General features: G+C 70.9%; 22 protein-coding genes. 11 read left to right on the plus strand and 11 right to left on the minus strand.

The window, feature by feature from the left end; all coding sequences use genetic code 11:
• Nucleotides 1–129: 129 nt before the first annotated feature.
• The 3 genes from FK529_RS04275 to FK529_RS04285 are packed head-to-tail and all read right to left on the minus strand — an operon-like array spanning nt 130 to nt 2,220.
• On the minus strand, nt 130–1,332 hold the full coding sequence (locus FK529_RS04275; protein WP_146559787.1) for an O-succinylhomoserine sulfhydrylase: 1,203 nt from the start codon (nt 1,330–1,332) through the stop codon (nt 130–132).
• 10 nt (nt 1,333–1,342) lie between these two features.
• The gene (locus FK529_RS04280; RefSeq protein WP_146559788.1) at nt 1,343–1,756 is read right to left on the minus strand and encodes a rhodanese-like domain-containing protein; all 414 of its coding nucleotides are present in this window, start codon (nt 1,754–1,756) and stop codon (nt 1,343–1,345) included.
• Entirely contained in the window at nt 1,753–2,220 is a 468-nt protein-coding gene (locus tag FK529_RS04285) for an Rv0361 family membrane protein (RefSeq protein WP_146559789.1), read from the minus strand. Before FK529_RS04285 ends, FK529_RS04280 begins: the two co-directional genes overlap by 4 nt.
• Nucleotides 2,221–2,363: 143 nt before the next feature.
• Between FK529_RS04285 and FK529_RS04290 the strand changes: the two genes are divergently transcribed.
• Nucleotides 2,364–3,752 carry an FAD-dependent oxidoreductase gene (locus FK529_RS04290; protein ID WP_146559790.1) on the plus strand — a complete coding sequence of 463 codons (1,389 nt, stop codon included), beginning with the start codon at nt 2,364–2,366 and terminating at the stop codon, nt 3,750–3,752.
• Nucleotides 3,753–3,854: 102 nt separating this feature from the next.
• Here the strand turns inward: FK529_RS04290 and FK529_RS04295 are convergent, their stop codons facing one another.
• Entirely contained in the window at nt 3,855–4,568 is a 714-nt protein-coding gene (locus tag FK529_RS04295; RefSeq protein WP_146559791.1) for a hypothetical protein, read from the minus strand.
• 63 nt (nt 4,569–4,631) lie between these two features.
• Here FK529_RS04295 and FK529_RS04300 point away from each other — a divergent pair, with 63 nt between their 5' ends.
• Nucleotides 4,632–5,036, plus strand: coding sequence for an ArsR/SmtB family transcription factor (locus tag FK529_RS04300; RefSeq protein WP_146559792.1), 405 nt, complete (start codon nt 4,632–4,634; stop codon nt 5,034–5,036).
• Nucleotides 5,037–5,177: 141 nt separating this feature from the next.
• Here the strand turns inward: FK529_RS04300 and FK529_RS04305 are convergent, their stop codons facing one another.
• On the minus strand, nt 5,178–5,486 hold the full coding sequence (locus FK529_RS04305; protein ID WP_231702915.1) for a winged helix-turn-helix transcriptional regulator: 309 nt from the start codon (nt 5,484–5,486) through the stop codon (nt 5,178–5,180).
• A gap of 80 nt (nt 5,487–5,566) precedes the next feature.
• Between FK529_RS04305 and FK529_RS04310 the strand changes: the two genes are divergently transcribed.
• From FK529_RS04310 to erm, 3 genes are all read left to right on the plus strand, one after another.
• Entirely contained in the window at nt 5,567–6,274 is a 708-nt protein-coding gene (locus FK529_RS04310) for an SDR family oxidoreductase (RefSeq protein ID WP_146559793.1), read from the plus strand.
• A 9-nt stretch (nt 6,275–6,283) separates the two neighbouring features.
• Nucleotides 6,284–7,006 (plus strand): siderophore-interacting protein, encoded by a 723-nt coding sequence (locus tag FK529_RS04315; RefSeq protein ID WP_146559794.1) that lies wholly within the window; start codon nt 6,284–6,286, stop codon nt 7,004–7,006.
• Between the two features lie 213 nt (nt 7,007–7,219).
• Nucleotides 7,220–7,984, plus strand: coding sequence for a 23S ribosomal RNA methyltransferase Erm (erm, locus tag FK529_RS04320; protein WP_146559795.1), 765 nt, complete (start codon nt 7,220–7,222; stop codon nt 7,982–7,984).
• Here the strand turns inward: erm and purT are convergent.
• Entirely contained in the window at nt 7,981–9,705 is a 1,725-nt protein-coding gene (purT, locus tag FK529_RS04325; RefSeq protein WP_231702916.1) for a formate-dependent phosphoribosylglycinamide formyltransferase, read from the minus strand. The genes erm and purT overlap by 4 nt on opposite strands.
• A 57-nt stretch (nt 9,706–9,762) precedes the next feature.
• Between purT and FK529_RS04330 the strand changes: the two genes are divergently transcribed.
• The gene (locus FK529_RS04330; protein WP_146559797.1) at nt 9,763–10,701 is read left to right on the plus strand and encodes a PfkB family carbohydrate kinase; all 939 of its coding nucleotides are present in this window, start codon (nt 9,763–9,765) and stop codon (nt 10,699–10,701) included.
• A gap of 308 nt (nt 10,702–11,009) precedes the next feature.
• Here FK529_RS04330 and FK529_RS04335 read toward each other — a convergent pair whose 3' ends face one another.
• Nucleotides 11,010–12,296 (minus strand): adenylosuccinate synthase, encoded by a 1,287-nt coding sequence (locus FK529_RS04335; protein WP_146559798.1) that lies wholly within the window; start codon nt 12,294–12,296, stop codon nt 11,010–11,012.
• 84 nt (nt 12,297–12,380) lie between these two features.
• On the opposite strand from FK529_RS04335, the gene FK529_RS04340 reads away from it, so the two are divergent.
• A complete protein-coding gene (locus FK529_RS04340) occupies nt 12,381–13,022 on the plus strand; it encodes a hypothetical protein (protein ID WP_146559799.1) in 642 nt (213 codons plus the stop codon).
• On the opposite strand, the gene FK529_RS04345 is transcribed toward FK529_RS04340, so the two are convergent.
• Entirely contained in the window at nt 13,015–13,494 is a 480-nt protein-coding gene (locus FK529_RS04345) for a MarR family winged helix-turn-helix transcriptional regulator (protein ID WP_146559800.1), read from the minus strand. The genes FK529_RS04340 and FK529_RS04345 overlap by 8 nt on opposite strands.
• Before the next feature lie 61 nt (nt 13,495–13,555).
• Here FK529_RS04345 and FK529_RS04350 point away from each other — a divergent pair, with 61 nt between their 5' ends.
• Entirely contained in the window at nt 13,556–14,752 is a 1,197-nt protein-coding gene (locus tag FK529_RS04350) for an FAD-dependent oxidoreductase (protein WP_146559801.1), read from the plus strand.
• Nucleotides 14,753–14,756: 4 nt separating this feature from the next.
• Here the strand turns inward: FK529_RS04350 and FK529_RS04355 are convergent, their stop codons facing one another.
• Both FK529_RS04355 and FK529_RS04360 read right to left on the minus strand, forming a co-directional pair.
• Nucleotides 14,757–15,947, minus strand: a complete 1,191-nt coding sequence (locus tag FK529_RS04355; protein ID WP_146559802.1) for an FUSC family protein — start codon at nt 15,945–15,947, stop codon at nt 14,757–14,759.
• Nucleotides 15,907–16,326: a DUF3151 domain-containing protein gene (locus FK529_RS04360; protein WP_146559803.1), complete on the minus strand. Its 420-nt coding sequence runs from the start codon at nt 16,324–16,326 to the stop codon at nt 15,907–15,909. Before FK529_RS04360 ends, FK529_RS04355 begins: the two co-directional genes overlap by 41 nt.
• Nucleotides 16,327–16,478: 152 nt before the next feature.
• Between FK529_RS04360 and FK529_RS04365 the strand changes: the two genes are divergently transcribed.
• Together FK529_RS04365 and FK529_RS04370 are read left to right on the plus strand one after the other, a co-directional pair.
• On the plus strand, nt 16,479–18,410 hold the full coding sequence (locus tag FK529_RS04365; RefSeq protein ID WP_146559804.1) for an Rv0361 family membrane protein: 1,932 nt from the start codon (nt 16,479–16,481) through the stop codon (nt 18,408–18,410).
• Nucleotides 18,407–18,925 carry a hypothetical protein gene (locus FK529_RS04370; RefSeq protein WP_146559805.1) on the plus strand — a complete coding sequence of 173 codons (519 nt, stop codon included), beginning with the start codon at nt 18,407–18,409 and terminating at the stop codon, nt 18,923–18,925. The genes FK529_RS04365 and FK529_RS04370 overlap by 4 nt, the downstream gene beginning before the upstream one ends.
• A gap of 1 nt (nt 18,926) precedes the next feature.
• On the opposite strand, the gene fbaA is transcribed toward FK529_RS04370, so the two are convergent.
• Nucleotides 18,927–19,955, minus strand: coding sequence for a class II fructose-bisphosphate aldolase (gene fbaA / locus FK529_RS04375; protein ID WP_146559806.1), 1,029 nt, complete (start codon nt 19,953–19,955; stop codon nt 18,927–18,929).
• A 47-nt stretch (nt 19,956–20,002) separates the two neighbouring features.
• On the opposite strand from fbaA, the gene FK529_RS04380 reads away from it, so the two are divergent.
• A complete protein-coding gene (locus FK529_RS04380; RefSeq protein WP_146559807.1) occupies nt 20,003–21,874 on the plus strand; it encodes a Na+/H+ antiporter in 1,872 nt (623 codons plus the stop codon).
• Nucleotides 21,875–21,890: the final 16 nt, after the last annotated feature.

The raw sequence follows: 21,890 nt of genomic DNA on the forward strand, positions 1-21,890 counted from the left end.
GTCTGCTCGACGTCTGTATGCCGGAGGCTCGGATAGTGCGTCCACACCCGCGGATCTCCGAGCATCGCATGCAGGGCCCGCACGTCGCCGGTCGTCGGCCGGGCAAGGTCGAGAGCCGGCACGAGCGGCTCAGCCGAGGGCCTGGTCGAGGTCGGCGATGAGGTCGTCGGCGTTCTCCAGCCCCACGGACAGGCGCAGCATCGAATCGGTGAGCCCGATCTTCGCGCGCCCCTCCGGCCCCGTCGCACGGTGCGTGGTGGTAGCGGGGTGGGTGATCAGCGACTTGGCGTCGCCGAAGTTGTTGGAGATGTCGATGACCTGCAGCCGGTTGAGGAACTCGAAGGCGCGCTCCTTGCCGGCCAAGGCACCGTCGGCCAGTTCCAGGGTGATCACCGTGCCCCCGGCCTTCATCTGCCGCTTCGCCAGCTCGTGCTGCGGGTGCGAGGGCAGGAAAGGGAAGAGCACCTTCGACACGCGCGGGTCGGCGCCCAAGAACTCGGCGACCTTCTGCGCGTTCGCACTGACCCGCTCGGCCCGCAGGTCCAGCGTCTCCAGCGCCTTGAGGAGCACCCAGGCGTTGAACGGCGCCATCGCCGGGCCGGTGTGCCGCATCAGCTGCTTCACCGGTCCATCGATGTAGTCGAACCGGCCCAGGATCGCGCCGCCCATGACCCGGCCCTGGCCGTCCATGGTCTTGGTGGAGGAATGGACGATCACGTCGGCGCCCATGCCGAGCGAGTCCTGGTAGCCGACGGGGGTGAAGCCGGCGTCCAGCACCACCTGCGCGCCCGCGGCGTGCGCCAGCGAGGCCACGGCCCGCACGTCGACGAGCCCCTGCATCGGGTTCGCGGGGGTCTCGAAGAACACCGCCTGGGTGGGGACGCTGAGCGCGTCCTCCCACTGCGCGAGGTCCTCGCCGTCGACGAAGACGGTCTCGATGCCCCAGCGCGGCAGGATCTCGTTGCACACCACGTAGCAGGAGCCGAACAGCGAGCGGGCCGCGACGAGGCGGTCGCCGGCCTGCAGCAGCGCGCCGAGCGCGGTGAAGACGGCCGACATGCCCGAGGCGGTCGCGAAGCAGGCCTCGGCGCCCTCCAGGAGACGGAGGCGCTCCTGGAACATGGCCACCGTCGGGTTGCCGTAGCGCGAGTAGACGAAGCGATCGATGTCGCCGTTGAACGCGGCCTCGGCCGCCTCGGCGCTCTCGTAGGTGTAGCCCGAGTTCAGGAACAGCGCCTCGGAGGTCTCTTCGTAGTTCGTGCGCAGGACGCCGCCGCGCACGGCGTACGTCTCGGGCCGCAGGCCGTCGGGGAGGGGGCTGAACTCCGTCATGGGATTCAGCCTAGAACTGCCGCCACGGGAGGCCGTCGGCGCGCCAGCCCGCGACGCCCCGATGGCCGAGTGCATCGATAGGACCCTCGAAACCGTCGAGCACGTTGTAGGCGCGCTGGACGCCGGCGGCAGTCGCGGTCTCCGCGGCGCCGATCGACCGGTGCCCGGAGCGGCAGAGGAAGACGACGGGGGCATCGTCGGAGACCCCCTTGGCGCGGAGTTCCTCGACGAAGGTCGGGTTGAGCGCACCGTCGGGGTAGCGCTGCCACTCGACGAGCACGGGGTTGCGGCCGACCTGCGAGAGCTCGGGGATGCCGACGTAGTTCCACTCGGCCTCGGTGCGGCAGTCCACGAGCACGGCCGACGGGTCCTGCTCCAGCAGCTCCCAGGCCTCGCGGGGCGTCAGGTCTCCGGCGTAGGTCACGAGCACTTCTTCCACTTGCCGTCTTCGCGGACGAACTTCGCCTGCTCGGTGCGCTCGCCCGCCTTCTCGTACCGCACCGTGAGCTCCGCGGACGCGGTGTCGCCGTTCACGGTGAGGTTCTTGACGTCCTTCTCGTCCAGCTTCGCCTCGCCCTCACGCTCGACGACGGCCTTGCGCGCGTCGGGGAAGCCGGCCTCCTTCGGGAAGTCCGCGGCGGAGCGGTCCTTGGCGCAGGTATTGGCGACCAGATCCGAGTACCGACCCTTGTTCAGCGCGCCGTAATACTGGCCGATCGTGACCTGGACCTGCGCAGAGTCGTTGAGTCGCTCGTCGGACGGACGGATGACGTTCCAGAGCAGGAGGGCGCCGATCAGCACGACGGTGACCACGAGCGCTACGACGAACGGGGTCGCCGTAGTGCGGCGTTCCGGGGCCGGTCCGGGGGGTGCCTTGTCTGCGCTCACTGAAGTCTCTACCCTCTGCTACTAGAACACGTTCCAGTTCCTGGACGGGATGGATCCCCACCCGCACTAGGAACAGTTGATAAGTCCGCACTAACCTGGTGGGGAACTTCAACCGCGTATGCAGACAAGGTAGCCGACTTCACATGACCGAACAGAACCGCCCGTTGCGCGTCGCGATCGTGGGCGCGGGCCCCGCTGGTATCTACGCAGCGGACGCCCTCATGAAGTCCGACGAGGCGAAGGACCCCGGCGTCAGCATCGATCTCTTCGAGAAGATGCCGGCCCCGTTCGGCCTGATCCGATACGGCGTTGCCCCCGATCACCCGCGGATCAAGGGCATCATCACCGCGCTGCACAAGGTGCTGGACAAGCCGCAGGTGCGCCTGCTCGGCAACCTCGATTTCGGCAAGGACTTCACCCTGGAGGACGTGCGCCGCCATTACGACGCGGTGATCTTCTCGACGGGCGCCGTCGCCGACCGCAACCTGGAGATCCCCGGCATCGACCTGGAGGGCAGCTACGGCGCCGCCGAGTTCGTGGCCTGGTACGACGGTCACCCGGACTTCTCCCGCGAGTGGCCCCTCACCGAGGAGAAGGTCGCCGTCCTGGGCGTCGGCAACGTCGGGCTCGACGTGGCGCGTGTGCTCGCCAAGACCGCCGACGAGCTGCTCCCCACCGAGATCCCGCCGAACGTCTACGAGGGACTCAAGGTCAACAAGGCCAAGGAGGTGCACGTCTTCGGCCGCCGCGGTCCCGCGCAGGTGAAGTTCACCCCGCTCGAGCTCAAGGAGCTCGATCACTCGCAGACGATCGAGGTCGTCGTGAACCCCGAGGACATCGAGTACGACGAGGGGTCGGCCAAGGCCCGCCGCGAGTCGAAGATCACCGATCAGGTCGCCACGATCCTCGAGAACTACGCGATCCGCGAGCCGAACAACCGCCCGCACAAGCTGTTCATCCACCTCTTCGAGTCGCCCGTCGAGATCCTGGGCGAGAACGGCAAGGTCACGGGCCTGCGCACGGAGCGCACCGAGCTCGACGGCACGGGCAACGTGCGCGGTACCGGCAAGTTCACCGACTGGGAGGTCGGCGCCGTCTACCGGGCCGTCGGTTACCTCTCGAACGACCTGCCGGAGATCCCCTTCGACGACCAGGCCGGCGTTATCCCGAACGAGGCCGGCCGCGTCATCGACGCGGGGCAGCACCTCACGGGCGTGTACACGACCGGATGGATCAAGCGCGGCCCCGTCGGACTCATCGGTCACACCAAGGGCGACGCCAACGAGACCATCGCCTGCCTGCTCGAGGACTTCCACGCCGGCAAGCTCAACAAGCCGACCGACCCGTCGACCGACGGCGTCACGCGGTGGCTGGACGACCACGACACCCCGTACACCACGTGGGACGGCTGGTACCGCCTGGACGAGCGCGAGCGCAGCCTGGGCGAGGCCGAGGGCCGGGAGCGCGTGAAGGTCGTTGAGCGCGACGATATGCTCGCCGCCTCGGAGCCGGGCAAGGTCCAGCAGAGCTGATTCCGGAGCCCGGAAACACGGCGCCGCCGTCCCGATCTTTCGGGGCGGCGGCGCTTTTCGCTCACGGTGATTCTAATTCCATTCGCAACACACCGGGTCTTGTCAGAGGACGGCGACCGCGATGAGCGCGCCGATGACGATCAGGACGGCGGCGGTGAGCAGGTTCGCGAACCGATCGAGCCAAGCGCTCTGCAGGCGCTGCGCCGCGGCCGCACCGAGCATCGTGAGGCCGACCATCGTCGCGACCGTGCCGATCGAGAACGTGACGAGAGTGCCGACCGCGGCGGCGCCGCCGAGCGCGCTCGCGGCGAGGAACACCGGCAGGATCGTGAGGTCCGGCGAGGCCGCCGCCGCGAACGACGCGAGACCCGCGAACCGCCCCCATCCCGTGGCCGGCGACCCACCGTTGCGGCGATCGTCGCCGTGCGGGTGAAGGTGTGCACCGGCGTCACCGTGGTGATGCTCGTGGCCGTGGTGATGTGCATGGTCATGCGAGTGCCCGTGGCCCCGTCCGACGAACTCGACGATGCCGAAGGCCAGACCCGTCGCGATCAGAATCCCGCCGACGACGAGCGACTGATTCCGCTCGATGACCGATCGAAATTGCACGCCCACCGCGATCACGATGCCACCCAACACGAGTGACAACGCGACATGGACGACTCCCGCAGTCGCAGCGGTCCGCAGGACGCGGCCACGGGAGTGGTTCTGCGCGCGGGCAGTGACAGACAGCGGCACCCAATGATCGGGCAGGGCGGCGTGCCCAGCGCCGACGCCGGCTGCCGCGAGGAGGAGTGCAGGGACAGCGAAGGTCATGCCTCGGGACACTACCTCATAATCTGCACATCTACGAAGATAGCTGAATGTTAAGATTCAGCAATGGCCCGTGAGCACCACCTCTCCTCAGTCGGCGCACCAGGCGGCGCACTCCCCTCTGCGTCGACCGAGCCGATCGGCGGCCAGCACGCGGAGCAGTTGTCGCCCGATCGCGTCGACCAAGCCGCCGCAATCCACGCGATGCTGGCGGACCCCACGCGCATTCGCATCCTCTGGGCGCTGCGGCACACCGAATCGGGCGTCGGCGCCCTCGCCGAGTCCGCCGGGTGCTCACCCACCGCTGCCAGCCAACACCTGAGCAAGCTGCGCCTCGCGGGACTCGTTCAGTCCCGCGCCGAGGGCACAGCGCGGATCTATCGCCTCGTCGGCGGGCACGTCGTGCGCCTACTGACGGAATCCCTAGCCCAGGCCGATCACACCGTGAACGGCCAGCCGCACCACGACTGAGCCCACCACACAGCGACGCGCAGACCCATCAGCGCGCGGTACACACTTCGCACCTGCGCCTCTGCGCGCCGCACCACCCCACGGCAGCGCTCACTCGACGGCGGCACTGTCGAGGCGTCGGGCCGCTCGGCGCAGTGCACCTCAGTCGGCCGCCCAGTCCCAGACCGGCCACAGTGCGCGACCGAGTGCCTCACCGCGACCGGTGAGTTCGTACTGCTTGTCGGGAAGTTTGCGGGCGATACCCTTCTCGACCAGCTGGGCCAGCCTTGTGGCGAGCACACTGGAGCTGCAATTGCCCATGCGCCTGCGCAATTCGAGAAAGCCGAGTGAGCCCGGTTCGAGCTCCCAGACGATCCGCAGCACCCAGCGCTGACCGAGCAGATCCATTGCCCCGACGACCTCGGGATCCGGATCCTCGCGCCGCTGGGGCACCACATCGCGCACTGACACAGAACAGAGCCTACTTGCGCTTCTGAATTCGAAGTGTCAAGCTGGCCGCAGTTCGAAATCAGAAGCACGGAGGTCCGACGATGGCGGTCATAGTGGTAACCGGGGCGTCCCGCGGGGTGGGAGCCGAGACAGCGGTGACACTCGGCGCGCGCGGGCACGACGTGGTGGTCAATTACCGCGAGAAGGTGCGTCGCGCCGAAAAGGTGTGCGCACTGGTCCGCGACGCCGGCGGGCGGGCGATCGCAGTGGGCGCGGACGTGACCACCGCCGACGGCCCCACCCGCCTGCTCGACGCCGCCGTCGCGGAGTTCGGCGGCGTCGATGCTCTGATCCTCAACGCGTCCGGCGGGCTGGAACTAGGGGCCGACGAGGACTACGCGATGCGCCTGAACCGGGACGCGCAGGTCGCCGCGGCCCGAGCCGCGGCGCAGCGCCTGCGACCCGGCGGCCGGATCGTCTTCGTCACGAGCCACCAGGCCCACTTCTCCGAGACCCGGCCCGTTCCCGCCGGCTACGAACCGATCGCAGCGAGCAAGCTCGCCGGGGAGCGAGCCCTGCGCACACTCGCGGCGGAACTCGGCCTGGACCTGCGCGTGGTCTCGGGCGACATGATCGAGGGCACGATCATCGTCCGCCTGCTGGAACGGCGCGATCCGGACGCCGTCGAGGAACGGCGCAGCCACGGACCGCTGCCGACCACGACCGAGTTCGCGGCCGCCATCGCCGCCACCGTCGACTCCGAGGGGCCCGCCACCACCTATGTGGGCGGCAACGACTATTTAGGGTAGGCTTAGCTCATGGGTAGAGGGGTGACCGGCCTAATCCTCAAGGCGATGCGGGCGGACGACTACGTGTTCACAGTGCTCGGAGCGGAAGCCGTCAGCGAGCACTTCCGCCGGATTCGCTTCGATGGCGGCGACTTCCTGCAGAACAACCCCTGGTTCCCGACGATGTGGGTGCGGCTGTGGGTCCCGAAGAGCGGCGCCGCCACCACCGACGAGGACGAGGGCGCGCTCGTCCAGCGCGGCTACACCATCGTCGCACCGCAGGGCTCGCAGTTCAGCATCGAGTTCGCCCTGCACGACGGTCCCGCGCCGCGCTGGGCCCTCGACGCCGAGCCCGGCGACCGCATCGCAGCGACCATGATGGGCGCCGACCTGACCGTCCCGGAGGACCCGGCACCGTCGGAGTACGTGCTCGTGGGTGACCCCGCGTCGATCCCCGCGATCAACAGCATCCTCGACACCGCGCAGTCCCCGTGCCGCGTGTACCTCGAGTACCAGCACGACGCCGAACGGCAGCTGCCCGTGCACGGCGAGGCCGTCACCTGGGTGCCGCGCGAGAACCGCGGCGCCACACTGGTCTCCACCGTTCTGGACGGCGGAATCGGTTCCGACGCCTTCCTGTTCGTCGCCGCCGAGACCACGGCGACGCGCGAGATCACCAAGGCCGCGAAGCGCGACTTCGGCCTGCCCAAGGACCGGATCAAGTCGCAGGCCTACTGGCTGCAGCGCGGATAACTCCGTGGCGCCCGGCTGCAGGACGGCCTAGGGTGCGTCCCATGAGTTCTTCGGCAGCAGCCGCCGCAGCAGCAGCGGCGGCAGTGGTGGATCGCGGCCGCATCTAGCGGCGGCGAAGCCTCCCACACCATCTCGGCTTCACCGCCCCAGCATCCTTCCGCTGGGCGGCGATTCGTGCTGCCCGGGTAATCCTCGACCCGGAGAACTCCCTTCATGCCCACCCATCACGGGGGCCGTCAGGAGCACGGTCAGAACTTCCTCACCGACGGTGCCGTCATCGACCGCTTCGTCGACCTCACCCGCCACACCGACGGGCCCATCATCGAGATCGGCCCCGGCTCAGGTGCCTTGACCGACCCCCTACTCCGCCTGGGCCGCTCCCTCACGGCCGTCGAGATCGACGGCGGCCACGCCCGCCGCCTGCGCGGACGGCTCCCGGAGGCGACGATCGTCCACGGCGACTTCCTACGACACCGACTGCCCGCCGAACCCCATGCGGTGGTGGGCAATCTGCCCTTCCACCTCACCACGGCCGTGCTCCGCAAGTTGCTGCACGCTCCCCACTGGACCGGCGCGGTCCTCGTCGTCCAGTGGGAGGTCGCGCGACGGCGAGCCGGCGTCGGCGGCGCGACGATGATGACCGCGCAGTGGACACCCTGGTACGAGTTCGGTCTCGCGGGACGGATCCCGTCCGCCGCCTTCACCCCTCGCCCCTCCGTGGACGCGGGACTGCTCACGATCACGCGCCGGGACGCACCACTGATTCCCCCGGCGCGGCGGCGCGACTACGCCGCCTTCGTGCATGCCGTCTACACCGGCCGCGGCCGCGGCCTGCCCGAGGTGCTGGCGGGCGTAGCGCCGCGCGACCGTCGGGCGGAGGCGCGGAAGTGGGCCGCCCGGCGGAGCCACCGCGGCTCCCTGCTCCCCCGCGACCTCCGCGCGGAGGAGTGGGTGGAGGCGTTCGAGCGGTTCGCCTAGTCCTGCGGACGCTGCGGTGGCAGGCCCAGCGACGTGGGCGGATTGTGGTCGTACTCCTCGGTCTTCGGCGTCTTCGGTCGCGTCGCGTACTCCCCCGTGGCGGGACGCGGCGCGGGCTGGATCGGGCGGGGCACCGCGGGCCGTCGGGCGGCGACGGGGTGCGCCGTCGTCGGGGCGACGGGCTCCCCCTCGAGCGCCTGCTGCGGCCCGGCCGGCGGGCTCACGCGCGAGGCCTTCTGCGGGGGCACCACCGGAGCCGCCGCGGTCGGCGGGGCCGACGGCCGCGGCGGCGCAGGCTGGGCCGGGAACTGCTGCGGAGCCGGGCTCTGCGCCGGGCCCTGGGCCGGACCGGACTGCGCAGGCCCGGGCTGCGACGGACGCTGCACCGGCATGGCGCGGGTGGAGAGATCCTCGGGCGGCTGCGGCCGCTGGATCGGCACCGCGGTGGTTTCGGGGACTCCCTGCTGGAGGGGATCGGCGCTATCGACCACGACGACCCGGCCCGCCGCCTCCGCGGCGCTTGCTCGTGCCACCTCGACGGTGTCGGCGGTCGCGACCGCCACGCCGAGCCGGCGCTTGGCGTAGCCCTCGGGCTTGCCGAACAGGCGCAGGTCGCTCTCCGGCACGTCGAGCGCGCGGGCGACACTGTCGAAGGCGACGGAGCTGCTGTCCTTCGTCCCGTAGATCACCGCCGACGCGGCGGGCGACATCAGTGAGGTGTCCACCGGCAGGCCGAGGATCGCGCGGGCGTGCAGCTCGAACTCGGAGAGCCGCTGTGAGCCCAACGTCACCAGGCCGGTGTCGTGCGGGCGGGGCGAGACCTCGGAGAAGTAGACGTCGTCGCCCTTCACGAACAGCTCCACCCCGAACACGCCACGGCCGCCGGTGCCGCCGTCGCCGAGGGCCGTGGTGATGCGGCCGGCGACGGACGTCGCCGCGTCGTACGCGGCCTGGCTCATCGTCTGCGGCTGCCAGGACTCGACGTAGTCACCGTCGGACTGCCGGTGCCCGATGGGCTCGCAGAAGCGGGTGACCACCTTGCCGCGCTCGTCGTCGTAGACACGCACCGTGAGCAGCGTGATCTCGTAGTCGAAGTCGACGAAGCCCTCGACGATGACCCGCTCGTTGCGGACGCGAGCTCCCTCGACGGCGTAGTCCCAGGCGCCCTCGAGCTCCTCGACCGACCGGACGACCGACTGGCCCTTGCCCGAGCTCGACATCACCGGCTTGATCACGCACGGGAAGCCGACCTCGCGGGTGGCGGCGCGCACCTCGTCGAGCGACGAGGCGAAGGCGTAGGGCGAACACGGCAGGCCGAGCTCCTCCGCCGCGAGCTTGCGGATGCCCTCGCGGTTCATCGTCAGGGAGACGGCGCGCGCGGTGGGGATGACCTCGGCGAGGCCCTCCTCGTCGATCGCGACCAGGGCGTCGGTGGCGAGGGCCTCGATCTCGGGGACGACGAAGTCGGGCTTCTCCTCCTCGATGACGCGACGGACCTCGGCGGCGTCGGTCATGTCGATGACGTGGCTGCGGTGCGCGACCTGCATCGCGGGCGCGTTCTCGTACCGGTCGACGGCGATCGTCTCCACGCCGAGACGCTGGAAGGCGATCACCACCTCCTTGCCCAGCTCACCCGAACCCAGCATCAGCGCCTTCGTGGCACCGGGGGTGAGCGCCGTGCCGATCCGGGGGTTGCCACCGGTCTCGCTGAGGTTCGTCATGGGGTCCATCATGACAAACAGGTGAGGCGAGGACACAGTGCGCTTAGGGTCGGACCCATGACCGATCGGACTCTGTGCGTCGGCGAGGCACTCATCGACGTCGTCGTGCGCGAGGGCGCCGAGCCGTCCGAACACGTGGGCGGAAGCCTGTTCAACGTCGCGTGCGGGCTCGCCTCGCTCGGCGATCCGGCGTCGATCCTGTCGTGGTGGGGGCGCGATGCGCGTGGGCAACGGATCGCCGGAGCCGCCGCCCGTGCCGGCGTCGAGGTGGTGCCCGGCACCGATTCCGCGGCCGACACACCGCTGGCGTGCGCGCACGTCGACGCCGACGGTCGCGCGTCGTACGACTTCGAGCTCACCTGGGCGGTGCCGCCCGTCGACTCCCTGGAACGCTACAGCCACCTGCACACCGGCAGCTTCGCCGCGACCCTGGCGCCCGGCGCCGACGGCGTGCGCGACGTGGTCGCCCGGATCCGGGACCACGCCACCGTCTCCTACGACCCCAACATCCGTCCCGCGCTCATGGGCACTCCCGGCGACGTGCTGCCGCGGGTGACGGAGATGATCGCGCAGTCGGACGTGGTGAAGGCAAGCGACGAGGACGTCGCCTGGCTGTACCCCGACGAGCGCGTCGACGAGGTGCTGCGGCGGTGGGCCGCCGCCGGGCCGGCGCTCGTGGTGCTCACGCGCGGCCCCGACGGGGCGTCGGTCCTGGTCGCCGGCGAGCTGCGATCCGTGGCACCGCGGACCGTCGAGGTGGCCGACACCGTCGGCGCCGGCGACTCCTTCATGGCCGGACTCGTCTCCGGGCTGCTCGACGCCGGCTACCTCGGCTCGCGGGACGCCACGCACCGGCTGCGTTCGGCGTCGTGGGACGACGTGCGGCCCGCGCTGGATCGCGCCGTCATCACCTCCGCGCTCACCGTGAGCCGGGCAGGGGCGTACGCACCGTCGCTGGACGAGGTGCGTGCCGCGCAGGACCCGACGGGCCGCTGACTGCCGCCTCGTCGAGCCGCGGGCGCGGGCAGTCGTTCCGGCGTTCAGTGGGGGACTGAACGCGGCGCAGGGGACAACCGCTCCCCCGCAGCACGAACGGCTTCCAGTGGGGGTAGGAACGCTGTGGCCGCGGGCCGGTGTCGAGCGGGGGACGACGCGGCGGCTTTCGCCGGGTCACGGCACGGGGCGGGCGGCGGGGATCGCCGCCGTCGAATCCGAGGCCATGCGTGGCGCGCATGGCTTCTCCGCGCGACATCGAACCCACTCGGCCCTACGGAAGCTGCCTGGTTCGGAGGGACCGAGTCCGATCAGACGATGGCGCGGCGGACGATGGTCTCGTCGCGGCCGGGGCCGACGCCGATGCAGGAGATGTGCGCGCCGGAGAGCTCCTCGAGCCGCAGCACGTAGTCCTGCGCGTTCTTCGGCAGCTCCTCGAAGGTCCGGCAACCGGAGATGTCCTCCCACCAGCCGGGCATCGTCTCGAAGATCGGCTTCGCGTGATGGAAGTCGGTCTGGTTGGGCGGCATCTCGTCGTACCGCACACCGTCGATCTCGTAGGCGACGCAGATCGGCACGTTCTCGATGGAGCTGAGCACGTCGAGCTTGGTGAGGAAGTAGTCGGTGATGCCGTTGACGCGGGTCGCGTAGCGGGCGATCACGGCGTCGAACCAGCCGCAGCGGCGGGCCCGGCCGGTGGTGACGCCCACCTCGCCGCCGTGCTTGGCGAGGTACTCGCCCCACTCGTCGAACAGCTCCGTCGGGAAGGGGCCCGAGCCGACGCGGGTGGTGTACGCCTTGAGGATGCCCAGCACCGTCGTGATGCGGGTGGGACCGATGCCCGAGCCCACCGACGCGCCGCCCGACGTGGGGTTGGACGAGGTGACGTACGGGTAGGTGCCGTGATCGACGTCGAGCAGGGTGCCCTGCGAGCCCTCCAGCAGCACCGTCTCGCCGCGCTCCAGCGCGAGGTTGAGCTCGAGGCGCGTATCGGCGATGCGCTGCTTGAAGCTCTCGGCGAGCTCCAGCGTCTCGTCGACCACCTGGCGCGGGTCGAGGGCGCGCCGGTTGTAGATCTTGGTGAGCACCTGGTTCTTGAACTCCAGTGCCGCCTCGACCTTCTGCGTGAGGATCGACTCGTCCAGCACGTCCTGCGCGCGGACGCCGACGCGGGCGATCTTGTCCTGGTAGCACGGGCCGATGCCGCGGCCGGTGGTGCCGATCTTCTTGTTGCCGAGGAAGCGCTCGGTGACCTTGTCGATGGCCACGTGGTACGGCATGAGCAGGTGCGCATCGGCCGAGAGCAGCAGGTTCGACGTGTCGACGTTGCGCGCCTCGAGGCCGTCGAGCTCGGCGAGCAGCACCGACGGGTCCACCACCACGCCGTTGCCGATCACGTTCTTCACACCGGGGGTCAGGATGCCCGACGGGATGAGGTGGAGCGCGAACGTGTCGCCGTTCGGCAGGACAACGGTGTGGCCGGCGTTGTTGCCGCCCTGGTAGCGGACCACCCACTGGAGCTTCTCGCCCAGCAGATCCGTGGCCTTCCCCTTGCCTTCGTCGCCCCACTGGGCACCGATCAGAACGATCGCGGGCATGACAATTCCCCTTCCGGCTCGGTATACACCGTCAAGAATCACCTGGATAACGTCGAGCCGTGCCGCAACCTTACAGTAGGTGCGGTGAGCTCCGTGACCCAGAGCACCGTCGTGGTGCGCGCCCCCGATGTCCGTATCCCGGGCAGCCTCCGCGACCTCGAAACGATCACCGTCGACCTCGACTCCGCGAAGACGGAACTGAAGCAGAAGCTGACGTACCCGAAACGGATCGTCGTCGCGGGCCCCGACGACCTGCTGGCGGCGGTGATCGCCCGACTCATGGCGTCCGAACGGCTCGACGTGGAGGTGGCGTACGCGCCCACCCAGAACTCGCACGCCTCGGCGATCTACCCGCCGGGTGACCCCCTGACCGGCACGCCCCGTGCCGTGCCGCTCATCCGCGACGACCGCGGCTTCGTGCTGGTCGGCAAGGCCAAGATCACCGGACCCGACGGCGGCCCGCTCACCGGCGAGACCTTCGTGGACTCGGAGAAGCTGTTCACCGGGCAGGCGAAGGCCGTCCTCGTCGAGCCGACCGGCTCGAGCGAGGGTGGCGGGGTCCGCGCCCGGGTCGCGAAGGGCGTGCGCCGACGGTGGCTGTCCGGTCGCGCCGCCCAGACCGGCGGACTCGAGCTCGTCGTGACGCGCGACGGCCGCACCGATCCCAGCGTCGTGACCCGCGCGACCTTCTACCGCAACACCGACGACTGGCTACTCATCAGCTGACTCCCGCACCGGACGACGGCTCGGCGCGCAGCAGCGCGGTGTGCGCCGCCTGGTGCGCGGCGGCGACGCGCATGAAGCGCACCACCGTGGCCAGCTCGTCCTCGGTGAACCGGTCCAACACGTCGGGCCCCGCCGACGCGAGCATGGGCCCCATCGCCGCCTCCACCCGAGCCGTCAACAACGGTGTGGCGCGCACGAGCACCTTGCGCCCGTCCTCGGGGTGCGGGTGGCGCGCGACGTAGCCGCGCTTCTCCAGCCGGTCGACCATCGTGGTGACGCTGCCGGTGGTGAAGCCCAGCGCCGTAGCCACCTCCCGCGGCGAGATCCCGTCTGCCCCCAGTACCAGCTCCACGCAGGCCAGATCCGTCGCGCCTACGCCGAGAATCCGTGCCACCTCTCGATCGAAGCCGGCCACCGAGGCCTGGTAGGCCTGCACGGCGGGTCCGACCTCGGCGGCAATATCGCTTGACATTCAAGCTACCTCCTCGCATGATTGCTTGACATTCAAGCTATACCGATCTGTGGGAGAAGTCATGAAAGCCCTCATCATCGGCGCCGGTGTCGCGGGACCCGTCGCCGCTATGGCCCTCGCGCGCGTCGGCGTCGACTCCGAGGTCTTCGAGCGGGACGGGCAGGACGCGGCGCAGCGCGGCGCCTGGCTCACGCTGCAGGCCAACGGGCTCGACGCGCTCCAGGCGATCGACGCGGCCGGTCCCCTCACCGGCGTCGGCTACCCCGTCGAGACCATCGCGTTCGTCAACGGCAAAGGCCGCGCGCTCGGTCGCATGCCGCTCGCCGCCCGCCGGCCCGACGGACTGACGTCGCTGATGATGCCGCGCGCGACGCTCTACTCCGCCCTCGCGCAGGAGGCACGCTCCCGCGGCGTCACCGTTCGGCACGGGGCCGAGCTCACCACCGCCACCGTCGACGACGACGGCGTCACCGCGCATTTCGCCGACGGAACGACCGCCCGCGGCGACTTCCTCATCGGCGCGGACGGCATCCACTCCCCCGTGCGCACGCTCATCGACCCCGCCGCCGCCGCGCCGCGCTACGTCCCCGTGCTCAACCTGGGCGGGTACATCCCCGACTTCACGGTCGACGTGCCGCCCCGCGAGTTCCGTATGCAGTTCGGAACCCGCTGCTTCTTCGCGTGGATGCCCACGCCCGACGGCGGCACCGTGTGGTTCGCCAATCCGCCCGAGCCGACGGAACCGGCGCGAGGTGTGCTGTCGGGCGTCGACGACGCGCAATGGCGCCGGCGCCTGCACGCCCTCATGGACGGCGACGCCGGCCCGGCGGCCGCGATCATCGACGCCGCGCCGGGCCCGCTGACCGGCTGGGCAACCTACGACCTGCCCGTCGTGAACCGGTGGCACGACGGGCGCGGGCGCATGGTCCTCATCGGAGACGCCGCGCACGCCACCTCACCCGCCGCGGGTCAGGGCGCGGCGATGGCCCTCGAGGACGCGGTGATCCTCGCGCAGTGCGTGCGCGACCGGCCCACCACCGGCGAGGCCTTCACCGCCTTCGAAGCGCTGCGTCGCGCACGGACCGAACGGATCGTCGCGGAGGGGCGTCGCGCATCGAACTCGAAGGCTGCGGGCCCCGTCGGCCGCGTGGTCCGCGACCTGGTGCTGCCGCTCGTCTTCCGGCGTGCCGCGCGGGACGACGGCCGCTCGCTGACCTGGCTGCAGGGACATCACATCGACTTCGCCGTTCCGGTCTGATGCGCTACTCGGGCGGTTGCGTGGCGTCCTGCTTCTTCGGCACGTCCCGCAACTGCGCGACCGCCGAGGTGCGGGAGAGGCCAGCGACCTGCAGCAGGTCGACGATCGTGGACCGCAGCTGGCCGTAGATCATCACCTCGTTGAGCGACTCGCTCTCGTGGATCTCGTCGTGCATGGGCAGCGCGTTCGCGCGGCGCGCGGACGACCGCAGGACGCGGGCGGCCTCGGCCTGGTCGGGTTGCGTCCCCGGTTCCGCGAGCACCACGTCGCGCAGGATCTTGAAGGCGTCGGCGAGGCGGCCGATCTCGGTGACCAACGCCGGGTCGATCCGCTCCCCACGCTGGTTGGACGCGAGCGCCCGTCGCGCCATGACCCGCACGTTGCGGACGGCGTTGTCGAGCGGGTCCGCGATGGCCTGCAACTTGTCCAGCCGTTGGCGCGAACTCCAGAACATCGGCGCGACCCTGGTGATCTCGATGCCGCCCGCCAGGTCGTTGGAGAGTTGGTCCAGGTCGGGCTGCGTGGCGCGGGCGGTCTCCAACGCCCACTCGAGCGAGGAGATGTCGCGATCCGTCAGGCCGGCGGCGATCGAGGCTACGACGCGGCGCATCGTGTCCAGGACGTGCGCGGCGTCCTTGCGCGGCCGCCGCGCCGGGTTGTTCGGGATCAGCGCGACGATCACGACGCCCACGAGGCCGCCGATCAGCGCGTCGAGCATGCGGGTCCACCCGCCCGTCGAGCCGGGCGGCAGCAGCGTCGCGACCAGCACGGCCGAAGACGCGGCCTGCATCGGCACGAGCGGTCCGCGGTCGGCGAGCACGGCGACGCCCATGGCGATCGCGACCACGAGTGCCAGCTGCCAGGGGCCGGTACCGATCGTGGAGATCAGCAGGTCGCCCACTCCGATGCCGACGGTGACGCCGCCGACCAGCTCCAAGGAGCGGCGCAGCCGCTGGTTGAGCGAGAGGCCGAGCGAGATGATGGCCGCGATCGGCGCGAAGAACGGCGAGACGTGGCCGATCACGTCGTTCGCGATGAACCACGCGATGCCCGCGGCGATGGCGCACTGCACGATGGGCAGCTTGGAGTTCCACAGCCGCTTGGTGCGGCTCTGGATCGCCTGCGGCAGGGCGTTGTGCCGCCGGAGGAGTCGGCTACGCGCCGAGTCCGAGGGCGCCGGCGGCTTCGGGGTCACAGTCGTTCACCAGGTCCAGGCAGCGGAGGTACTCGTCTTCCTCGCCGATCGACTGCGCGGCGCGAGCCAGCGCGGCCACCGCTCGCAGGAAGCCGCGGTTGTTCTCGTGGCTGAAGGGCACCGGGCCGAAGCCGCGCCAGCCCTGGCGGCGGAGCTGGTCGAGGCCGCGGTGGTAGCCGGTGCGCGCGTAGGCGTAGGCGGCGACGGCCTCGCCGGCGTCGAGGGCGCTCTCCGCGAGCACGGCCCACGCCAGCGAGGAGGTGGGTGCGTCGGCCGCCACCTCGGCGGCCGGGCGGCCCTGGTTCAGCTGCAATTCCGGCTCTTCGTCGATGTCGAGCAGGACCGGGGGCGGGCCGAGGAGATCTCCGAAGGACGTCATTGCTCCAGTCTTCCATGCGGCGCCCCCGGACGGGCGGACGACGGGCACGCCCGCACAACGCACGGGTCACGCCGGGTGCGCGCCCGCTAGGGTGTCAGGTATTCCGTGCGCGGTGCGCTGCGGCGGTGGAGGAACGGTTCACGACTGAGGGGATGGCAGAAGCGATGGCGCGGGACGACAACCGGGGACCACTGTCGCGACTTCGTGACCTGCGCGGACGCCTCGCGTCCTGGCCCGCCGCCCCGCTCCACGACCACCAGCCCGAGGCCGCCGGCTCACCCGGCGACGCGCCCGCCGACGCAGTGACGCCCTCGCACTCGGACTCCCTCGCGAAGCTCGTCGAGGACGCGGCGCCCGCCCCGTCGCCCAGCGAGGCCGAGACCACCGCCATCCCGGTCGACGGTGCCGTCCGCTCCGCCGCGCCCGCTGCCGCCGCAGCGGAAGCCTCCGCTGCAAGCGCCGGGACGCCGTCCGAGGCGGAGACCCGGGTGCTGCCCGCCGCCGGACGCGCGCTCGTCGACGAGGACGCCTCCGACGAATCCGAGAGTGCGGACGAGACCGAGGCCGCCGAGACCGGGGATGACGGCGCGGTCGAAGACGCCGAGGCCGGCGCCGGAGGCGCTCCCGCCGGTTCGGCCGCGGCGTCGCCACTGCGGACCGTCGGGCCGGTGGTGACCACGGCGCCCGACGCGGCCGAGGCCGACAAGACCGAGGCGGAGGCGGAGGCCGAGACCACCGTGCTGCCCGTGGCGCAGCGGCCCAGCTCCGCCGAGACCACCGCTATCCCCGTACAGAGCCGCCCTGCCGACGAGACTCCCGAGGAGACCGCCGCGGAGAAGGCGAGCGCGGAGGATGCGTCGGAGTCCGACACCGACTCCGACGGCGCCGAGAGCGCCGACAGCACCGTTACCGCAGGCCCCGCCGACAGCGCGGCCGAGGACACCGAGGACGCCGCCGCAGACGACGAGACCGAGACCGAGACCGACGAGGCCGGGCCTGCCGTCGCCACGACGGCCGCGGGTATCGCCGGAGCCACCGCCGTCGCCGCTCGGGCGGCAGCGCTCGCCGATGACGATAAGGCCGACGACCAGGACGCCTCGGCTGCCGAAGACTCGGCGGGCCCGACCGAGGACCACGTCGACGAGCCCGCTGCCGAGGACACGGCAGAGGACGCGACCACGGACGCGGCAGCGGACGAGAGCACGGACGAGGCGCCGGCCGAGAACGACACCGCCGACGAGGCGCCGGTCAACGATGACACCGCCGACGAGGCGTCGGACGAGACTGCCGCGGACGAGCCCAGCGCGGACACGGACGAGGCGGAGGATGCCGAGCCGGAGGCAGGAGACCCTGCAGACGCTGCGACGACGGCGATCCCCGTCGCCGAGCGGCCCGACCAGGCGGTCATCGACACCGAACCGAACGAGCTGCCCGACGCGACACCCGCGACCGAGGCGATCCCCCTGTCGCCGCCGGTCGCGGCCCCGGGAGCGCCGGTAGCGCCGGCGGCGGGCCCGGCACCGTCGGCGGGGGCGCGGCCCGGCCCCGACCTCGCGAAGCCCGGGACGCCGCAGGAGGGTACGGCGCGGCAGTCGCCGGAGTACTACGCGCCGTCCGGCGGGCAGGACGCGCCGGCGAAGGGCAAGCGGAAGCTGTGGATCGTGGCGGCCGTGGTGGCGGCGGTCGTGGTGATCGTGGCGGCGATCGCGCTGCTGGTGCCCAAGGCGGGCTCCGGCTCGTCGAGCGACCCGCGGCAGCAGGCGGCGAACGCCACGACCTCCTTCATCGACGCCGTGGGCCGCGGTGACCTCACCGCCCTGCGCGCGCAGACCTGCGGCAACGCCAAGGCGTACTACGACGGCCTCAACGACGGCCAGTGGCAGCGCGTCTACGGCAACGCCAAGGCCGACGGCCTGCTCCCCGAGCTCGACGGCCTGCAGGCGGTGGACGTGCGCGGCGAGAAGGCCGAGGTGCAGGTCGAGGTGCACTACGCCAACAACCCGGCCGCGAAGGTGCGCAACACCCTCACTCTGGAGAAGGACGCGGACACCTGGAAGGTGTGCACGCGCGTCGGGGCGCGATGACCAACCCCTCCGAGGATCCGACCCTCCGCAACCCGAAACCCGCACCGAGGCCCGGCGCGGCGGCGGCACCCGGGCCGCGGACCCCACCGTCGGAGCCCAAGCTCGCCTACTCGGAAGTGCCGGACCGGCCCGCGCCCCGGACCGACGCGATCGCGCGCGGCGCCGGCCGCGTGACGCCGCCCCGGCGCACCGCGATCCCGCCGACGGCGGCCCCGCACCGCATGGCGCCGCGCCCGCACCCCACGCACGGCGGGCACCCGTCGCACCGGCCGCGCGCGCAGCAGCCGCCCCATGCTCCGCAGCAGCAGGCGGCCGGGACGCGGCCGCCGCGCGAACGGGCCCACGTCCGACCCGAGCCACCGGGGCAGGCCGCGCCGCCGAACCCGGTGGCCCCTCAGGCGCAGGACTCGGCCCCGGAACGCGCACGGCCGCGGCTCACCGGCCCGGAGTGGGCGGCGGCCGCGGCCATGATCGTGCTCGTGCTGGCCGTCCTCCTGGGACTGGCGCTGGCCTGAACTACTTGGCGCTGATGGACTTGCCGGCGGAGTGCAGATCGTTGCACGCCTCCACGACCCGCTCGGCCATCGACGTCTCGGCCTTCTTCAGGTAGGAGCGGGGGTCGTAGACCTTCTTGTTGCCGACCTCCCCGTCGATCTTGAGGACACCGTCGTAGTTCGACAGCATGTGTCCCGCCACCGGGCGCGTGAACGCGTACTGGGTATCGGTATCGACGTTCATCTTCACCACGCCGTAGCTCAGCGAATCCTCGATCTCCGACTTCAGCGAGCCCGAGCCGCCGTGGAACACGAAATCGAACGGCTTGCTCCCCGCGGGCAGGCCCAGCTTCTCCGACGCCACGGCCTGACCGTCGCGCAGCACCTCCGGGCGCAGCTTCACATTTCCCGGCTTGTACACGCCGTGGACGTTGCCGAACGTGGCCGCCAACAGGTACCCCTCCGCGCCCAGCGCGTCGACGGTCTTCGCGAAATCCTCGTTCGAGGTGAACAGCTTGTCGTTGATCTCGTTCTCGACGCCGTCCTCCTCACCGCCAACCACACCGATCTCGATCTCCAGGATGATCTTCGCCGCCTTCGCCTTCGCCAGGAGGTCCTGCGCGATCTCGAGGTTCTCATCGAGCGGCACGGCCGAGCCGTCCCACATGTGCGACTGGAACAGCGGGTTCAGACCCTGATCGACCCGCTCCTGCGAGATCGCCAGCAGCGGCCGCACGTACGTGTCCAGCTTGTCCTTCGGGCAGTGATCGGTGTGCAGCGCGACGGTGACGTCGTACTTCGCCGCCACCACGTGCGCGAACTCCGCCAATGCCACCGCGCCGACGACCATGTCCTTGACGCCCAGGCCGGAGCCGAACTCGGCACCACCGGTGGAGAACTGAATGATCCCGTCGCTCCCCGCATCCGCGAAGCCCTTGATCGCGGCATTGATCGTCTCGCTGGAGGTGCAGTTGATCGCCGGATAGGCGTAACCGCCTTCACGGGCGCGGTCCAACATCTCCCGGTAGGCCTCGGGGGTGGCGATGGGCATGTCTGTCCTCCTGAGCGGTTCGGTGTTTCAGTGAAAGACTATCGCCCATGGAGCTCGCTGTAGGGCTGGTCGCCCTCGTCGCCACCGTTCTGGTGGTCAGTGCATTCTGTGACCGTCTCGGCCTCGCCGCCCCACTGGTCCTGACGGTGGTCGGCATCGGGGCGTCGTTCATCCCGGCGGTGCCCGAGGTACCGCTCAACCCCGACGTGGTGCTGTTGGGCCTGCTGCCGCCCCTGTTGTACGCCGCGGCGTCCAAGGCCTCGCTCGTCGACTTCCGCGAGAACATCCGGCCGATCGGGATGCTCTCGGTCGGGCTGGTGCTGTTCACGGCGGCGGCGGTGGGCGTCGTGACGTCGTACCTCCTCGACATCCCGTTCGCCGCGGGGCTCGCGCTCGGCGCCATCGTCGGGCCGCCGGATGCGGTCGCCGCCACCGCGGTGGGCCGGCGCATCGGCCTGCCCCGCCGGGTGACGACGCTGCTCGAGGGCGAGTCGCTGTTCAACGACGCCACGTCGATCGTGCTCCTGCGAACGGCGATCGCGGCCGTCGCCGGCACCGTCGGATTCTGGGAGGTCCTAGGCTCGTTCGCGCTGAGCGCGCTCGGCGGCGTCGTGGTCGGCGTGCTCGCCGCCCTGCTCCTCCGGTTTCTGCTGCGCCGTCTCACCGACCCGGTGCTCACCACGGGCCTGACCCTGATCAGCCCGTGGGTCGCCTACCTCCCGGCGGAACACATTCACGGCTCCGGTGTCGTCGCGACGGTCGTCACCGGCCTCATCGTCGCGTATCGGGCGCCCACCGACCAGACCGCGATCGGCCGGATGTCCGCGCGGATCAACTGGAACACCGTGCAGTTCCTGCTGGAGAACGCCGTCTTCCTGCTCATCGGCCTGCAGATGCGGACCATCTTCGAGGGCGCGGACCGATCGCCGATCGGCTGGCCGCTCATCATCACCACCTGCGTCGCGGTGATGATCACGGTGATCCTCGCGCGGATGGTGTGGTGCGCGCCGTCGGCCCTCATCGCGATCAAGGTGGACGACGCGAACGAGCGGCTCACCGCGGGCGAATCGACGGTGCTGTCCTGGGCCGGAATGCGCGGCGTGGTCACGCTGGCCGCGGCGTTCATCCTGCCGCTGGACTTCCCCGACCGGGAAGTCCTCGTCTTCGCGGCGATGGTCGTCGTGGCGGGCAGCCTCCTGATCCAGGGTTCGACGCTGCCCGCGCTCGCCAAACTGCTCAAGGTGCAGGGGCCGAACGCGCGCACCGACGCTCTGCAGCAGGCCGTGGTGATGCGTGCCGCCCTCACCGCAGGCCTGGCACGGCTGGACGAGATCGCGGCCAGCCCCGAGAACACCGTCCCCGCCGCCGTGCTCGACGGGGTGCGGGAGCACACGATCAACCGCGAGCGGGCGTTCTGGGAGCGGCTCGGACCGGAGTCCGCGAACACCCCGGCGGCACAGCTCCGCGCGATCCGGCTGCAGATGATCTCCGCCGAACGGGAGGAGGTGCTGCGCATGCGCGACGCCGGGCTGGGCGATCACGAGGTGCTCGCGCAAGTGCTCGCGAACTTCGACGTGGAGGAGGCGATGCTGGAGATCTCGGCGATGCGCAGCGAGCGGATCGCCGTGGCCGAGTTGCTCACCCCGCCGTGGGCCCAGAACGAGTGTGACCATCTTCGCGTTTCGGACGACGCCGCCGACCCGGTGGCGCTCAGCGAGACCTGTCTCGAGTGCGCCGAATCCGGCCAGAACCCCGTGGCCCTGCGACTATGCCTGACCTGCGGACACGTCGGCTGTTGCGACTCCTCGGAGGGCAAGCACGCCACGGTCCACCACGAACACACCAACCATCCCGTGATCCGCAGTTTCGAGCCCGGTGAGTCGTGGCGCTGGTGCTACATCGACGAACTGTTGAAGTAATACCCGCGTCGGGGCC

It is taken from the genome of Tsukamurella asaccharolytica (assembly GCF_007858435.1).
GTDB classification, from domain to species: Bacteria; Actinomycetota; Actinomycetes; order Mycobacteriales; family Mycobacteriaceae; genus Tsukamurella; species Tsukamurella asaccharolytica.

What these genes read in the sequence shown, in the direction of transcription:
- FK529_RS04275 (WP_146559787.1), bottom strand. Translation starts at nt 1,332, where the DNA reads ATGACGGAGTTCAGCCCCCTCCCCGACGGCCTGCGGCCCGAGACGTAC.
- FK529_RS04290 (WP_146559790.1), top strand. Translation starts at nt 2,364, where the DNA reads ATGACCGAACAGAACCGCCCGTTGCGCGTCGCGATCGTGGGCGCGGGC.
- FK529_RS04295 (WP_146559791.1), bottom strand. Translation starts at nt 4,568, where the DNA reads ATGACCTTCGCTGTCCCTGCACTCCTCCTCGCGGCAGCCGGCGTCGGC.
- FK529_RS04300 (WP_146559792.1), top strand. Translation starts at nt 4,632, where the DNA reads ATGGCCCGTGAGCACCACCTCTCCTCAGTCGGCGCACCAGGCGGCGCA.
- FK529_RS04310 (WP_146559793.1), top strand. Translation starts at nt 5,567, where the DNA reads ATGGCGGTCATAGTGGTAACCGGGGCGTCCCGCGGGGTGGGAGCCGAG.
- FK529_RS04315 (WP_146559794.1), top strand. Translation starts at nt 6,284, where the DNA reads ATGGGTAGAGGGGTGACCGGCCTAATCCTCAAGGCGATGCGGGCGGAC.
- erm (WP_146559795.1), top strand. Translation starts at nt 7,220, where the DNA reads ATGCCCACCCATCACGGGGGCCGTCAGGAGCACGGTCAGAACTTCCTC.
- purT (WP_231702916.1), bottom strand. Translation starts at nt 9,705, where the DNA reads ATGACGAACCTCAGCGAGACCGGTGGCAACCCCCGGATCGGCACGGCG.
- FK529_RS04330 (WP_146559797.1), top strand. Translation starts at nt 9,763, where the DNA reads ATGACCGATCGGACTCTGTGCGTCGGCGAGGCACTCATCGACGTCGTC.
- FK529_RS04335 (WP_146559798.1), bottom strand. Translation starts at nt 12,296, where the DNA reads ATGCCCGCGATCGTTCTGATCGGTGCCCAGTGGGGCGACGAAGGCAAG.
- FK529_RS04345 (WP_146559800.1), bottom strand. Translation starts at nt 13,494, where the DNA reads ATGTCAAGCGATATTGCCGCCGAGGTCGGACCCGCCGTGCAGGCCTAC.
- FK529_RS04350 (WP_146559801.1), top strand. Translation starts at nt 13,556, where the DNA reads ATGAAAGCCCTCATCATCGGCGCCGGTGTCGCGGGACCCGTCGCCGCT.
- FK529_RS04360 (WP_146559803.1), bottom strand. Translation starts at nt 16,326, where the DNA reads ATGACGTCCTTCGGAGATCTCCTCGGCCCGCCCCCGGTCCTGCTCGAC.
- FK529_RS04365 (WP_146559804.1), top strand. Translation starts at nt 16,479, where the DNA reads ATGGCAGAAGCGATGGCGCGGGACGACAACCGGGGACCACTGTCGCGA.
- FK529_RS04370 (WP_146559805.1), top strand. Translation starts at nt 18,407, where the DNA reads ATGACCAACCCCTCCGAGGATCCGACCCTCCGCAACCCGAAACCCGCA.
- fbaA (WP_146559806.1), bottom strand. Translation starts at nt 19,955, where the DNA reads ATGCCCATCGCCACCCCCGAGGCCTACCGGGAGATGTTGGACCGCGCC.
- FK529_RS04380 (WP_146559807.1), top strand. Translation starts at nt 20,003, where the DNA reads ATGGAGCTCGCTGTAGGGCTGGTCGCCCTCGTCGCCACCGTTCTGGTG.